This is a genomic window from Myxacorys almedinensis A, assembly GCF_010091945.1.
In the GTDB taxonomy this organism is placed as follows: domain Bacteria; phylum Cyanobacteriota; class Cyanobacteriia; order Leptolyngbyales; family Leptolyngbyaceae; genus Myxacorys; species Myxacorys almedinensis.
Map to the genome: position 1 here is coordinate 55,223 of NZ_WVIE01000006.1, position 15,305 is coordinate 70,527.

The 15,305-nt window shown below is 49.0% G+C and carries 13 protein-coding genes; 7 read left to right on the forward strand and 6 right to left on the reverse strand.

Features of this window, described 5'->3' with window-relative positions:
• Positions 1 to 178 precede the first annotated feature (178 nt).
• Positions 179 to 1,678 (forward strand): polysaccharide deacetylase family protein, encoded by a 1,500-nt coding sequence (locus GS601_RS06625; RefSeq protein WP_162422490.1) that lies wholly within the window; start codon positions 179 to 181, stop codon positions 1,676 to 1,678.
• An 88-nt stretch (positions 1,679 to 1,766) separates the two neighbouring features.
• Here GS601_RS06625 and GS601_RS06630 read toward each other — a convergent pair whose 3' ends face one another.
• The gene (locus GS601_RS06630; RefSeq protein WP_162422491.1) at positions 1,767 to 2,951 is read right to left on the reverse strand and encodes an alpha/beta fold hydrolase; all 1,185 of its coding nucleotides are present in this window, start codon (positions 2,949 to 2,951) and stop codon (positions 1,767 to 1,769) included.
• A 413-nt stretch (positions 2,952 to 3,364) separates the two neighbouring features.
• On the opposite strand from GS601_RS06630, the gene GS601_RS06635 reads away from it, so the two are divergent.
• The gene (locus tag GS601_RS06635) at positions 3,365 to 3,568 is read left to right on the forward strand and encodes a hypothetical protein (RefSeq protein WP_162422492.1); all 204 of its coding nucleotides are present in this window, start codon (positions 3,365 to 3,367) and stop codon (positions 3,566 to 3,568) included.
• Entirely contained in the window at positions 3,569 to 5,251 is a 1,683-nt protein-coding gene (gene crtO, locus GS601_RS06640) for a beta-carotene ketolase CrtO (RefSeq protein ID WP_162422493.1), read from the forward strand. It abuts the gene before it with no gap.
• Between the two features lie 83 nt (positions 5,252 to 5,334).
• Here the strand turns inward: crtO and hemB are convergent, their stop codons facing one another.
• The 3 genes from hemB to rplU all read right to left on the reverse strand — a co-directional run bounded on the left by hemB (position 5,335) and on the right by rplU (position 7,162).
• The gene (gene hemB, locus GS601_RS06645) at positions 5,335 to 6,321 is read right to left on the reverse strand and encodes a porphobilinogen synthase (RefSeq protein ID WP_162422494.1); all 987 of its coding nucleotides are present in this window, start codon (positions 6,319 to 6,321) and stop codon (positions 5,335 to 5,337) included.
• Between the two features lie 165 nt (positions 6,322 to 6,486).
• A complete protein-coding gene (rpmA, locus tag GS601_RS06650; protein ID WP_162422495.1) occupies positions 6,487 to 6,753 on the reverse strand; it encodes a 50S ribosomal protein L27 in 267 nt (88 codons plus the stop codon).
• A 67-nt stretch (positions 6,754 to 6,820) separates the two neighbouring features.
• On the reverse strand, positions 6,821 to 7,162 hold the full coding sequence (gene rplU / locus GS601_RS06655; RefSeq protein ID WP_162422496.1) for a 50S ribosomal protein L21: 342 nt from the start codon (positions 7,160 to 7,162) through the stop codon (positions 6,821 to 6,823).
• Positions 7,163 to 7,387: 225 nt separating this feature from the next.
• Here rplU and GS601_RS06660 point away from each other — a divergent pair, with 225 nt between their 5' ends.
• The 3 genes from GS601_RS06660 to GS601_RS06670 all read left to right on the forward strand — a co-directional run bounded on the left by GS601_RS06660 (position 7,388) and on the right by GS601_RS06670 (position 9,952).
• Positions 7,388 to 8,269: a PRC-barrel domain-containing protein gene (locus tag GS601_RS06660; RefSeq protein WP_162422497.1), complete on the forward strand. Its 882-nt coding sequence runs from the start codon at positions 7,388 to 7,390 to the stop codon at positions 8,267 to 8,269.
• A 104-nt stretch (positions 8,270 to 8,373) separates the two neighbouring features.
• Complete coding sequence (locus GS601_RS06665; RefSeq protein WP_162422498.1) at positions 8,374 to 9,237, forward strand: M15 family metallopeptidase; 864 nt, start codon at positions 8,374 to 8,376, stop codon at positions 9,235 to 9,237.
• 31 nt (positions 9,238 to 9,268) lie between these two features.
• On the forward strand, positions 9,269 to 9,952 hold the full coding sequence (locus tag GS601_RS06670) for an ATP-dependent Zn protease (RefSeq protein WP_162422499.1): 684 nt from the start codon (positions 9,269 to 9,271) through the stop codon (positions 9,950 to 9,952).
• 148 nt (positions 9,953 to 10,100) lie between these two features.
• Here the strand turns inward: GS601_RS06670 and GS601_RS06675 are convergent, their stop codons facing one another.
• Positions 10,101 to 12,692 (reverse strand): ATP-binding protein, encoded by a 2,592-nt coding sequence (locus GS601_RS06675; RefSeq protein ID WP_202924919.1) that lies wholly within the window; start codon positions 12,690 to 12,692, stop codon positions 10,101 to 10,103.
• Between the two features lie 368 nt (positions 12,693 to 13,060).
• On the reverse strand, positions 13,061 to 13,441 hold the full coding sequence (locus tag GS601_RS06680; RefSeq protein ID WP_162422501.1) for a response regulator: 381 nt from the start codon (positions 13,439 to 13,441) through the stop codon (positions 13,061 to 13,063).
• A 382-nt stretch (positions 13,442 to 13,823) separates the two neighbouring features.
• Here GS601_RS06680 and GS601_RS06685 point away from each other — a divergent pair, with 382 nt between their 5' ends.
• Positions 13,824 to 14,888: a fatty acid desaturase gene (locus GS601_RS06685; protein ID WP_162422502.1), complete on the forward strand. Its 1,065-nt coding sequence runs from the start codon at positions 13,824 to 13,826 to the stop codon at positions 14,886 to 14,888.
• Positions 14,889 to 15,305: the final 417 nt, after the last annotated feature.

A 15,305-nucleotide genomic window follows, 5' to 3' on the forward strand; every position in this document is an offset into this window, starting at 1 on the left:
CTGAGACTCGACCCGATCGCAGGAGGATAAATTAAAACTTGCGGCATCAGATCGATGGGGCAGCGGCAATGGCGCTTCAAAGCGGTTTCTTGCTCAAGGTTTTGTACGATATGATTTGCCGTAGACAAGCGTGTGGCAGGAAAAGCATTGATGCCGCGCGAACTACGAGGAAGAATGTATGGTTGCTACCATCGATTCAGGTTTTTTGAACCCAACCAGACTTGGCTTGCCCAACATCTGCGGTTGGGAAGCAGAGATTGCTGCAACACATCAAAACATTGCTCAGTCTACTGATCCGGTCTTTCTGCCAACGACCAATCTTAAGCTTGAACCAATTTCCGCTGGCTTTGCGTGTGCGTTGCATATGCATCAACCCACCATTCCTGCTGGTGCCCATGGCGAACTGATCGGCAATTTGCAACATATGTTTGAGCACCCAAACGACGGAGATAACCATAACGCGGATGTGTTTGCGGGGTGTTATGGGCGCATGGGCGTGTTTATTCCGGAGCTAGTTGCTCAAGGATGCAATCCTCGCATTATGCTTGATTATTCTGGAAATTTGCTGTGGGGATTGCAGCAAATGGGGCGAGAGGATGTTTTGAGGCATCTGAAACAGATCACCTGTGACGCGCAATATCAGCCCTATGTTGAGTGGTTGGGTACGATGTGGAGTCATGCTGTTGTGCCTTCTACGCCTATTCCAGATTTAAAGTTGCAGATTCAAGCATGGCAGCATTATTTTGCCTCTTTGTTTGGCATGGATGCCTTAAGGCGAGTCAGAGGCTTTTCGCCACCGGAAATGCATTTGCCTAATCATCCTGATACGCTGTTTGAATATGTTAAGGCTCTCAAAGAGTGCGGATACCGTTGGCTGATGGTGCAAGAACATTCGGTAGAACGTCTAGATGGTTCTAGCTTGCATCACGAACAGAAATACATTCCAAATCGCTTGGTTGCAAGAAATTCTAACGGTGAAGCGATCGCCATTACGACACTCGTTAAAACCCAAGGCTCAGATACGAAATTGGTAGCGCAAATGCAGCCGTATTTTGAAGCGAAAGGGTTAGACAATCAGATGATAGGTTCTGTGAGCGTTCCTTCGTTGGTCACGCAAATTGCCGATGGCGAAAATGGCGGCGTGATGATGAATGAGTATCCAAGAGATTTGTTTCGGGTGTATCACGAGATCCGAGATGCAGGAGGAAACCATTCTGGCACAGTGGCAATGAATGGCACAGAATATTTGGAATTAATCGAAGCGGCGGGGGCAAACCCTGATGAGTATCCGGCAATTCAGGCGACGGGGCAACATAAAATTTGGCAACGAGTAGACCCAAAGCAGGCAACCACTGAACAGGTTGAGCACGCGATCGCATCCCTCAAATCTAGTGACGATCGCTTCCACATGGACGGGGCATCGTGGACAGATGATCTCAGTTGGGTGAAAGGTTACGACAATGTTCTAGAACCGATGAGTCGCTTGAGTGCTAAGTTTCACCAAAAGTACGATCGGCTGGTAAGCGACGATCCTACCGTAACAAAACGAGCGGATTATCAAGAAGCGCTGCTGTATAACTTGCTGCTGCAAACAAGCTGTTTCCGCTACTGGGGGCAAGGCACTTGGACAGACTATGCAAGAGAACTGTATCGACGGGGCAAAGCGGTGCTTGGTTGATTCTATTGTGAAAATGAATCTTGAAATCGTTTGTAGAGATGTATCTTAATGCATGTCGCAAGCGATTTCATTGGCAAAAATTATGTGATCACTTAGCAATTAACACTTCTGTTTGAATCCAAGTTTCTAACTCTAGATTTACTTGTTCCGGGCATTCATCGTGGGCGCAATGTCCAGCATTATCTAATGTTACGATTTGAAGTTTTGGATTGTAGTTAGAAAACTGCTCAACTGCACCGATCGGAATCATTCGATCTTTTTTGCCCCACAGCAAAAGCGACGGCATTTTAACCTGGCTAAAAATAGAGCCAACACTCGGACTAAATTTTGGACTCATCATCGCCTTGAGAATTGCACAAAATGCCCTTGCCGACCCTTCTGTCCTTGAAGGTTTGATCAGAATTTCTAGCAACTCATCCGTAACTGCTTCTTTGCAAGAATAGGCTAGACTTGCCCAATGGCGGACAACCCAAGGTTGTCGCAACACATAAAATAACGGATATAAGAATAGAGGCGACGATAGAATATTCTGAAGATAGCGAACGTAAGGGCGAATCTTGAGCGGAATGGTTTCGTGATGGCTAGCAGTATCAGGTAAACTGATCATTGCAACACCTTGCACCATGTCAGGATGAGCGGCGGCAGTTGCTAGACAGGTTAACGAGCCAATCGAGTTGCCAACTAAAATAACTGGCTTGTCGATATACACCTTCCAAAAATCGTGAAGCTGCCTTGTCCAAAGTTCTACCGAATATTCGATATCCGGTTTGTCTGATGCGCCAAAGCCCAAAAGATCGATCGCGTAGACGCTATGAGACTTAGCCAACGCTGACATATTTTGCCGCCAATGCCCAATTGAGCCACCAAATCCATGGACAAAAATGATGGGAACTTGACTTCGAGCATTGGGAAAAACGGTGTGATGAATCTTCCAACCTTTCCAAGTTGACGTTTGCTGATACCCATACCGCCGAATCGTGTCTAGGGAGGGAGTGGGGCGCTGCTGGTTGGTGGTGGGCTGAAAAGCGTTGTAGAGCGCCTCGGCGGAGCCATTAGGATTGGGGTTGAGAAATAACCAACAGAGGGCAAAAAAGGCGATCGTAAAAAATTGCGTCAGCGCGATCGCAGATGGCAGCCCATGACCAAACCCATTAATGATGCGATCGCTTAGAGCAAACACCCAAGCTAGGTTGCCAAACTCCCAGATATCTTTGCGAAGTTGAGTAATAAATTCAGAGTCCGACGTCAATAAATCTAAGCGATCGCTAAACATTAATAGTGCCTCTCAAGACTTTAATCAGAAGTTTTACAAATTAGAAACCCTATAAAATGAAGTAAACAGAAGTTCACCTGAAGTCGTATTACCTAATTTGACGAACTTTTGACCGTTTGCCCTCCTACTTACGTTACGGATCTGTTACAGACTTTTTGCTAAGATCATCACCTCTCTAGACAGATTTCGTTTTATAAAAGTTAATTTCAATAGAGAAAAATGGCGTGTGAAACTAGTTCGTAATCCGAATTCATGCTCTGAGTCTGCTGTTTATGTCTACCTCCAGATCCAGAGCAGTAAAATGGCATCGGTTTGCTCTCTAATCCAAAAATCTCACCAATTCGGTAGACATGAAATCGGTAGACATGAAATCGGTAGACATGAAATCTAATGCTTTATCAGAGGATTAAATCATGACTGGCAAATCAGCAGACAGAAAAGGGCAACACACGAAGCCCAATGTGAACCAAAATAGCAACATCAACCCAGATCCAGGAGATACGCCAACGGAAGTAGATTACTCACGAGATGACCAAGACATCACACCGGCAAACCCAAATGCAATGGAAAGACCGGACACTTCTAACAAAACTTCTAACAAAAAAGACAAAGAATAAATGCAAGAATACGACGCAATCATTATTGGGGCAGGACACAATGGGCTGGTGTGCGCTGCATATCTTTTGAAGGCAGGATATAAGGTTCTCCTGCTTGAGAAACGTAATATTCCTGGGGGTGCTGCAACAACTGAGGAGCTTATGCCAGAAGATGCCCCTGGCTTCAAATTTAATCCCTGCGCCATTAACCATATCTTTATTCACCTCTCCCCCGTCGTGCAAGAATTAGAGCTTGAGCGGCACGGCTTAGAATATTTATTTTGCGACCCGGTTGTGTTTTGTCCCCATCCGGATGGGTCATATTTCTTGGGGCATCAGTCAGTTGAAAAAACCTGCGCGGAACTTGAGCAGTTTAACCCACGCGATGCTAAAAAGTACGCTGAGTATATCGGCTTTTGGCAGCAAATTATTAAGCTTATTACTCCTGTATTTAATGCCCCGCCAAAATCGATCATCGATATTATTAGCAACTACAACATTGCTCAGTTAAAAGACGTTTTCTCACTGATGGGATCTGCCGATAAAACCCTAGACGTGATCCGGACGATTTTCACAAGTGCTGCTGATCAGCTAGAGGAATATTTTGATTCAGAATTTATCAAAGCTCCTCTAGCTCGGCTTGCTGGCGAGTTGAGTTCGCCGCCTTCGCAGAAAACTATGTCGATCGGGGCGATGATGATGGCACTGCGCCACGATCCAGGGATGGCGCGCCCCAAGGGAGGAACGGGAGCATTGACCGAGGCATTAGTTCGGTGTGTGCAAAGTTTGGGAGGTGAAATTCTCACAGACAAGACCATCAAAGAAATTTTGGTGGATCAGGGACGCGCCGTGGGCGTGCGGTTAACAAACGGTCAGGAATTTCGAGCCAAACGAGGCGTCATTTCGAGTTTGGATGCGAAGCGAGTGTTTCTGCACTTGCTAAATGAGCAGGATGTTGATGCGGGACTGCGCGATCGCGTTGATCGGCGCATTGTCAATCACAATGAAGCCATTCTCAAAATCGACTGCGCGCTATCAGAGCCACCCCGATTTATTCATCACAACCATCGCGACGACTACCTGAGAGGATCGGTTCTCATCGCCGATTCGGTCAACCACGTTGAGCTTGCCCACACCGATCCAAATATCGGTCGCATTCCTCTTGACGATCCATCTATGTATAGCGTTGTGCCGACTTCAACTGATCCAAGCTTGGCTCCGGAAGGGAAGCACACGCTTTGGATCGAGTATTTTGCACCTTACCAAATTGCGGGTAAGGAAGGAACAGGCATGAGCGGCACAGGCTGGACGGAAGAGTTGAAGAATCAGGTTGCCGATCGCGTGCTTGAGAAGTATGCAGAGTATGCGCCAAATCTTCAGCACTCGATCATTGCTCGCCATATCGAAAGCCCACCTGAGCTAGAAGAGCGCACCGGAATGTTGCACGGCAACTATTATCACCTAGACATGACGTTTGAGCAGATGATGTGCTTTCGCCCGCTCCCTGAGATAGCAAACTACACTACGCCCATTGAGCGATTGTATCTCACCGGGGCAGGCACCCATCCGGGCGGATCGATCTCTGGAATGCCGGGGCGCAACTGTGCACGCATCTTTTTGCAAGAGCAGCGATCGCTAACCCAAGCATTATCAGATGCAGGAGATTCGATCAAATCAGTCGCGAAATCTGTTCTAGGGGAATAACACGTAGATTTAGCAGCACACCGCAGACCTGCATTCGTGATGGGTGCAGCGGCTCTATCTGCCTAATTCTAGACAAAACGAGTCTATGACGCGCCCAACCAGCGAGCCGCATCTTTGGCATGATAAGTGAGAATCAAATCTGCCCCGGCTCGCTTAAAACTGGTCAGCGTCTCCATAACAATGCGCTCTTCATCGACCCAACCGTTGAGCGCCGCCGCTTTCACCATTGAATATTCACCCGACACGTTGTAAGCCGCGACGGGCAAATTCGACGCTTCTTTAACCCGCAAAATTACGTCCATATAAGAGAGCGCAGGCTTGACCATCAGCAGGTCTGCCCCTTCTGCAATGTCGAGTTCGATTTCTTTAATCGCCTCCCGTGCATTACCTGGATCCATTTGGTAAGTTCTGCGATCGCCAAACTGAGGAGCAGAATCTGCCGCATCTCGAAACGGACCATAGTATGCCGAAGAGTATTTAGCGGCGTAAGACATGATTGGAATATCCTGAAAGCCGGCAGCGTCCAAGCCTTCACGCACGGCACTAACAAAGCCATCCATCATGCCAGAGGGCGCAATTATATCGGCTCCGGCTTTGGCTTGGGAAACGGCTGTTTTTTTCAGCAGTTCAAGGGTCGGATCGTTCAGCACCCGTCCGGTCAGGTCGCCTAGTTCTAGATAGCCACAGTGACCATGAGGGGTATATTCACACAAGCAGGTGTCATTAATAACAATTAAATCGGGAACTGCTTCTTTGACTGCCGTAGTCGCCTTCTGGACAATACCGCAATCGTGCCAAGCCCCTGTCGCATCGACATCTTTATCAGCAGGAATGCCAAACAAAATGATCGACGGAATGCCCAAATCGTAGACTTCTTTTGCTTCTTCTACAATTTTGTCGATTGAAAGTTGAAACACACCGGGCATCGATTTTACTTCGTTTGCAATGCCATGACCCGGTACCGCAAATAAGGGATAAATTAAATCGCTTATATTTAAGACATTTTCACGCACCATCCGACGCAGTTGAGGATGAGTACGCAGGCGGCGGGGGCGGTGGTTTGGAAACATAAGGCGTCATTAATGGCTGATGGGATGGGCAGTCTCTTAAAAGTCTAAAACGATCGAGGGCGCGATCGCTCATCCGTTAGATTACGAACTATGAAGAAAAGACCCAAAAAAGCTGCCCCACTTAGGTTGGAGCAGCCCAAAGATTTCTGATTGCAAACGCCTCAGTTAGGCTTCAACCGCCGAGGGGTAAACGCTAACTTTCTTGCCACTCTTACCGCGTCTTTCAAACGTGACAATGCCTTCGATCAACGCAAACAGCGTATCATCGCTGCCCCGACCGACGTTGTTGCCAGGATGAAATTTTGTACCGCGCTGCCGCACCAAAATATTGCCAGCTTTCACGACTTGCCCACCAAAACGCTTGACGCCCAAACGCTGAGCATTAGAATCTCGTCCGTTACGAGTACTGCCTGTACCTTTTTTGTGAGCCATGATTCCCCCTAGAGTTGCCTTCTCGTTAATCTTAGTCGTTCTGTAGAAGAGTCGGGCGAAAGGTTGCCTACCCTGCTGCGGTCAGCGTTTCGCCGCCAATCGTAATTGACTCGACCATCAACCGAGTCAGTTCTTGACGATGACCTCGCTTTTTGCGGGTTTTCTTCTTGGGTTTCATCTTGTAAACCAGCACTTTGCGCCCGCGCAGATGACGCATGATCTTAAATTGCACCGAGGCTCCGTCTACGAGGGGTTCACCAATGCTGATGTCTCCTTCGTTGTTGACAAACAGCACTCGATCGATCGTAATTTGAGACTCTTCCTCTCCAGCGATGCGGTTGAGGTCGTAAAATCGACCGTTTTCAACGCGCAGTTGCTGACCGCCTGCTTCGATAATTGCGTAAAGCATGTATTTGCCCTTGATAAAGCCGTACAGGTTAACTCGTGGGTACTGAGTTATTAGAGACCTGATCCGAGCAGGAAATAGTTAACCAGTCTACCATTGTGGCGAATTGATGGCTAAACTGTCAACCAATTTGCCAGCCAAAGATTACACTGAAGATCACCCTGACCGTAATTCAGAGTGATACTGATTAAAGGTTAGAGGCGTTTATTCACCCTTGAGTCTCCGCTTATGCCGCAACAACCAGATCCCACTAGGCACAGTGACGTGTTAAATCAGGTTGTCCTCGATCGGCGATCGCTGCAAGAGCTTGGGCAAGTTGAGGTGCTATGGACTTATCCCCAAATGCACCGGGTGTTGGGCTTTATCTGTCGATCGGGGTGGCTTGGCGCAAAGAAGACGGCGTTTAACTTAGACCAGTTGGATGCGATCGGGGTGAATGGAGTCTTAGTCAACTCGAAGCCTGTGGATACGGATGCGGACAAGGTTCGGCAAATCGAGTCGCTGGTTGGCTGGGAAGTTTGGACAGATAACGGAGAACGAGCGGGTAAGATCATCGACTATCTCTTTGACCTTGAAACCGGTGACATTGAGCATTATTTGTTCACTTCTAACAGTTTAGGCGGCATGGCAGGCACTATTTTCATGCTGCCATCCAACTATATTCTCAGTTTCGGCAATCGCCGCGTGTTGGTGCCTGCGGGTGCGCTGCGATCGTTTGCGCTCTACCGAGAAGGCATCCAAGAGAAATTCTCGAAAGTGACAGAATTATTCAAAGAAGAGAAGAGCCAACTTACCCAGGACATGCGATCGCTGCTCGACCAAGCTAGAGAACGAGCCAAACTGGTAGCCGAGCAAGCTAGAGAAAAGGCTAAAACCGTTGCTGAGCGGGTCGATGAATTTATTGACGACATCGATTTAGACGAGACTCCCAGTGCCCCCGTTGCCACCCCCAGCACCGACCCTGCCCCGTGGGATGATTGGGATAGTGATCTTCCCAAACCCCCCGTTCAATCTCCCCCCCGAACCGTCCCCCAACCGCCGCGCTCTGCCGCTTCTGAGCAGTCTTCTGAAAAGTCTTCTGACGATCCGTGGGATGACGATTCTTGGTAGCTATTTCTCACCCCAAGGTCAGGGTCATCATCGCTGAGCGGTCATTCCTGATCGCCTATTTCTGACATACTGGTAAGTACCCGACGACATTCAGGAGACAGCCCTTGAACAATACTGGTCTGCCGGGAAAACCTCCCAAAAATTCAAGTCCCTCGTTCGATGACATTCCGGTTGCTGAGCGCGAGACGGTAGAAGCCCCGCCAAAGCCCCGCCGCAATCTGGTGGGCTTGATTGGGGGAGTTGGTGCGATCGCCCTTGCCGTTGGGGGGTTCTCTGCCTATCAGGTTTACCGCTCAAGTCAGCCACCGATCGCGGCTAGCCCTTCTGCACCGGCATCTCCCAGCGCCAGCCCAACCGATGGCAGGCTGCTAAACCACTATCCCTATGAAGAAGCGCCTCAGTCGGAATTGGAGCCGATTGGCGATGACGGGGACATGAAACTGCGATCGTCGGCGGCAAAAGCGTATCGCGAGATGGTAACGGCTGCCGCAGCCGAGGAGGTTGTGCTAGTTCCACTGTCTGCGTTTCGCTCGGTGGCACAGCAGGAAGACATTTATTTTGGGGTGAGAGCAGAGCGAAATCAGAGCCTTGAGCAACGAGCAGAGGTCAGCGCTCCTCCGGGACACAGTGAGCATCACACAGGCTATGCGATCGATATTGGCGATGGCAATACTCCTGCGACCCATCTTAGCCCCACGTTTGAAGAAACAGCGGCTTACCAATGGCTGCAAGCCAATGCGGCGCGCTTTAGTTTCGAGCTTTCTTTTCCCAAAGATAACCAGCAAGGGGTGAGCTATGAACCATGGCACTGGCGATTTGTGGGCGATCAACAGAGTTTAGAAACGTTCTATAAAACAGGACGAGAACAACCCGCTGCGAATGCAGAGCAGGGCAATGAAAGCCGACCGCCCTCACCCACCAGATCGGCTTCCCAAGAGAATCTCCAAGACGCCTCTGAAGCGAGGTAGATTTAGGGTATTGCTCTCACGGTTGGTTTCTATGAATCAAACTGGATTAAATCTTGCTGCTATTTCCATTTTTGCAATGACCCTTTCAGTATTGCTGGGTCCGTTGCTGAATATTTCGCCGTTTGTTCCTGCGATCGCAGTTTTTGGTGTGTTGGGGGTCGCAACCTTAGATTCATTGCAGTGGCAAGGAAAGTTTGGCTCGGTGGCGCTCGATTGGTTTGCAAGTTTTTCCTCCGAACACCGCGATCGCGTGATTCATCACGAAGCCGGACATTTTCTCGTGGCTCAGCAACTTGATATTCCAGTTGTCGGCTACACGCTCAGCGCGTGGGAAGCCCTTAAACAAGGGCAAGCCGGACAAGGCGGTGTGCAGTTTGATACGCAAGAACTTGATCAGCAACTGCAACACGGAAAACTTTCAGCGCAATGGCTCGATCGCTTTTGCACGGTTTGGATGGCAGGCATCGCTGCCGAGCAGATCACCTACGGCAACTCGGAAGGGGGAAACGACGATCGCACTAAGTTCCGGCAAACGTTGATGCAGCTAGGCATCACGGCGTCTGATGTAGCACAGCGAGAACGGTTAGCCGTGTTGAGAGCGAAGACGTTACTGCAAGATCATCAATCGGCTTACGAGGCGCTAGTTACCGCACTGCAAGAACGGCAGCCGATCGAATCGTGTTATCAAGCTATCAACGCCACAACAGGGACATAAATACTTCTCAGGTACCTTGCTGACTCGATTGCTACCACTCCGAGAACGTGGGATCATCACCCATGCCGAGTGGTGAAGCATGCTTCTGTTGATTGGCGTCCGTTAGATTGGCGTCTGTTAGATTGGCGATCGTGCCTCTCCAGGTGACTTAGAGAAAATATGCCGGAGGAGTCGATGGTACGATCGCCGGCAGAACAACGGTAAACGTTGCGCCTTGCCCTTCACCCTGGCTTTCTACCCAAATTTGCCCCTCATGTAACTCGACCAATTGCCGCACAATTGCCAGCCCCAAGCCTAGCCCTCCATAGTGGCGCGTGTTTGAACTGTCTGCCTGGCGAAAATAGTCAAAAATGTAGGGCAGAGCCTCCGCCCGAATCCCCTGCCCCGTATCGCTGACTTGCACCTTGACCTCGCCATGCTGTTGTTCTAGCCGGATCTCCACCTGTCCGCCTTCGGGGGTAAACTTGATCGCGTTGGAGAGCAGGTTCTCCACAATTTGCCGCAAGCGATCAGCATCTCCAGAAATTGGATCGATCGGGTCGTCTAAAGCAGCGCTCAGCCGAATCGTCTTAGCCGTAGCTTGGGGTTGCACAGTTTGAACAGCAGTTTCTAAGAGCGATCGCAAGTCAACGGAGTGCCGATTGAGAAGCAGCTTTCCTCGCAGCAAGCGGGAAATGTCGAGCAGATTTTCGATCAGTTGGGTCTGTAACCTGGCATTGCGCTCAATCGTTTCTAGGGCACGAGCCATGATCGTTTCGTTGAAGGTTCGAGTCCGGAGCGCTTCAGCCCACCCCAAAATAGAGTTGAGGGGCGTACGAAGCTCATGGGATACGATCGCTAAAAATTCGTCTTTCAAACGGTTGGCTTGCTCCAACTCTTCAGCCTGTCGCTGGAGGGCATTCAAGGCAATCTGTAGCTCTCGGCGGCGCAGGCTAACTTCTGTCATCATGGCTTCCAAATCGTGACTCTGGCTGGCAAGTTCTGCTTGCAAAAAATCTCGCACTCGTTTGACCGAAATCAAGTTGCCGACTCGTGCCTGTAGCTCTTCAGCAGAAAACGGTTTCATCAAGTAGTCCTGAGCGCCCTGGCGCAACAGTTGGACTCGCAACTCATCATCTGCTTTGGCCGTTAGCATCACCACAGGGATAGTGTCTAGCTCTGAATGAGTCCGGATCTGCTGGACGAGTTGATCGCCACTGAGGTAAGGCATCATCACATCGCTCACGATCAGGTCGGGATGCAGCGCGATCGCTTGCTCTAGCCCTTCCTGCCCATTGGAGGCGGTGGCAGTGCGATACTCAGTTGCCAGCATTGTGGTGATGAACCGATTCATCTCCGGGTTGTCTTCTACGACCAGCACTAACGGTTTTTCGGGGGCGAGTTCCGGGTCAGGATCGTTGATGAGGTTGACCGTGCGGAGTTCTTCTACCAGCAAGCTGGCAACCTCTTCCCCCTGCCCCAAGACGGCAGGCGGAGCAGCAACGCTGGCATTAAAGCTGACATCGAACGGGGGCAACGGTAGCTCAACGGTGAATTGTGCGCCTCCTGCGGGTGCATTGCTAACACTGATCGTGCCACCCTGTAGCTCGACAAATTCTTTCGCGATCGCTAACCCCAATCCTGTCCCTCCAAAGCGGCGGGTCGTTCCCCCTTCTCCTTGGCTAAACCGCTCGAAGATCGTTTTGCGTAGCCCAACCGGAACCCCCGAACCGCTATCTTCCACAGAGAGGATTGCCCGATGGATCTGGGCTGCCAAACTGGGTGAGTCATCCAAACCGGGTGAATGAGTAGACGGGATAGTTGAACGTTCCAACCTGCAACGAATGGTGCCACCATTGGGGGTAAATTTGAACGCATTGGAAATCAAGTTGAGGAGAATGCGCTGAACTTTTGCCGCATCGACTTGGGCAGGCAAAGATTCTGGTGCCTCAATGGCAAACGCGATTTGCTTTTCTTGGGCTAATCCATCAAAGTTGGCGGCGGTGAGGCGCACCAGTTGAGCCAGGTCAACTTGCGTGTAGTTTAGCGTCATCTTCCCGGCTTCTAGTTTAGAAATATCCAGGAGATCGTTAACTTGCTTGAGCAAGAGGCGGGCATTGCGGTCTACCAGTTCCAGGTTATAGCGTTGCTCTTGGCTCAGGTTTTTGAATTTGAGCAGTTTCTCTGTTGGACCTAGAATTAGGGCAAGCGGCGTTCGTAGCTCGTGGCTGACATTCGCAAAAAACTGCGTCTTGATCTGATCCGCCTCTTTGAGTTGCTGATTAAAGGCTTCTAACTTGTGGTTGGCGGTTTCTAGATGCGATCGCCGCTCCTCTGAAAGTTTGGCAGATTCAACCAGGGCTAAGGCTTTGGGAACTAACGCGGGCAAAACAACCGCCGTAACGACAGATGCGATCGCCGTTACAACCTTTAATGCACCGGAGAGCCAGTAGGTTGGGTGCCACAGCGTCCACACGTCCATAAAATGAGTACTGGCACAGGCAATAATGAAGGAACCAAATGCCAAAAACATCCAATGAAACGGAATTTCCTGGCGAGTTTTGTAGACCAGGTATGCCAGGGTTGCTGAGATGGCAACATAGGCAAGGGCAATGAGTGAGTCTGAAATAACGTGCAGCCAAACTAGTCCGGGCTTCCACAAATAACAATGCCCGTGAGGAATAAAGCCGCTAACTGCTAACAGCGAATTCCACCACCCTGGAAACATCAGCATGGCGGTGAGTGCAACAATAAGCGGCACTACACCATAGCTAAGATTATTTCGATTGATGCCTATCATTACTGTCGTTAGATGGTGAGAGGTTAAATCTAGGAGCAAGAACTTGTATCTACCCAGGAACTATTTTTACAGCCAGATCGATCCGGCAAATCTTAGGTACCAAAAACCTTAAAAGTGCTGCTACTGCTCTAATTACTATAAATATACGATCCCCATCGCAGGTTAGAACCTTGAGTTCGACAGAGTTTCTGCGCTGCGATCGCAGATCCGGGAAGCCCCCTACATCCCGTAAAAAGGGGGACTTTGAGCCAGACTCTAAACGTCAATGTCACCCAGTATGAAGAAATTTAGGGGGCTAAAGCCGCAAACAACTCAACAGAGCAGGATTTTCACCTGAATCGCAAAAACGCTTCGATTTTTGCCAATAGCTGATCAAACTCGATCGGCTTACGAATAAAGTCGTTAGCACCCAGCGCTAAGCCCTGAATGGCATCAGTATCGTCGTGGGCGGTCACCAGCAAAATGGGCATAAATGGCAAGCGTTGATTCTGACGAATGGACTGAGTTACCTCGTACCCATTCATGTCTGGCATCATCACATCCATCAAAATTAAGTCGGGTGGCGAGTGCTCAACCTTGGCTAAGGCGACACTACCCTTATCTGCCGTATCAACGTCGTATCCTTCTGCTTCTAGGATGGTTTGCAGCAGGAATAAGTTGTCGGTTAGGTCATCTACAACGAGAATACGGAAAGTTGGGGAGGCGCACACAGGAGAGAATCCAGAAGAACGATCGCAATTGGTTATGTCATGCCGCGACTAGCTGTACTCTTTTGTACCTCTTTAGTTGAAAGGTGACCTCTTACTTAAGATAGAACTTTATCTTCGCCACCTGAAAAGCGGGTCACAGGTTTGATGCCAAGGTAGTAATACGGTTGTTTTGCAACTGTGTACTGTGTGAATAAGTTACAGCCGTGCTGCATCATGTCGTTTGTAGCCTCTAGCCGTTCATCTTTTGTGAGGTGATGAGGGGGACAGCAATTGGATGAGTCAGAGTCGCTTTACCTGAGAATTGCCGAAACAAATTGTTACATTTACCTCGCCTAGACGGTAAAATGACCGAGCCATCTAATCGCTTGATCAAGAAAAATACGTGCAAGTTTACCCGAATCCGTCCAATTTCCCGGTTATAGACTCTTCTGTTCGTCAAAATCTACCGTTTACGCTCAAAGACGTCCGCTCAGCGATTCCTGCTCACTGTTTTGAGCCTTCAACCGCGCGATCGCTCTCCTACTTCTGTTTCGATATTGGGATCATTGCAGGACTCATTGCGATCGCGGCTTACCTTGATTCTTGGTTGTTTTTTCCTATTTTCTGGTTTGCTCAGGGCACAATGTTCTGGGCCTTATTTGTGGTTGGGCATGACTGCGGACATGGCTCATTTTCCAAGCACAAGTGGCTGAACGCTTTGATTGGGCATATGTCGCATTCGCCGATTTTGGTGCCGTTTCATGGATGGAGAATTAGCCATCGGACGCATCATGCGAATACTGCAAACATCGATACCGATGAAAGCTGGTATCCGGTGACAGAGGCGCACTATGCAGAGATGGGTTTTTTGGAAAAGCTGATGCGGTTTTATTTACCATTGTTGGCGTATCCGCTGTATTTGTTTCGGCGATCGCCCGGTAAACAAGGCTCTCACTTTATGCCGAGTAGCTCGCTGTTCAAGCCGTCCGAGCGCAATGACATTATTGTTAGTACAGTTTGTTGGCTAGCAATGGTGGGCTTCTTGGCTACATTGACGTATCAATGCGGTTTTCTGTTTCTGCTGAAGTACTATCTGGGTGGATACGCAGTGTTTGTCATTTGGTTGGATTTAGTTACTTTCTTGCACCACACTGAAGATGATATTCCCTGGTACCGTGGTGAAGATTGGTCTTTTCTGAAAGGCGCGTTGTCTACTATCGATCGCGATTACGGAATTTTCAATCTGATCCATCACCATATTGGAACGCACGTTGCTCATCATATTTTCTTGAATATGCCGCACTATCATTTAAAGGAAGCAACAGAAGCGATTAGACCTGTGTTGGGTGGATATTATCGCAAATCGAATGAGCCAATTTGGAAGAGCTTCTTTAAGTCTTACTTTGCCTGCCATTTTGTGGCAGACTCTGGCTCAGAGATTTACTATCAATCACCCCATCTTCACTAACTGATTCGATATAGTTATGCGATCGCATTTTTAGATCGCGCTGCGAGAACTCCACCTTTTCCAAAAGGGCGGAGTTCTCGCCTTTTTATAGGTTCATCAATTGGCTGAGGAGAGGGGTGTGCTACTAGAGCAACCGAAAGGTTTCTATCGAAAGGCAAAGAATTCCCAATGGAAGATTTAGCGCGTTCGCTGACAATTAAAGAGACAATATTGATTACAACTTCCTATTAACTTAGAACAATTAATAGCCTGTACTGATTTCTTTCATTTGGCATTCCAATGTAAGTGTAAAGCTCTTTTTGGGCTTTCCCTGTTTGTGCTGCCTTAGCGCAATTGTTATGCAGACACAGCCCAGAGATTCTGGTGCAGATATCCTACTTGTACTGCACTGAAACAGTATCTCTATCAAGAAAAACT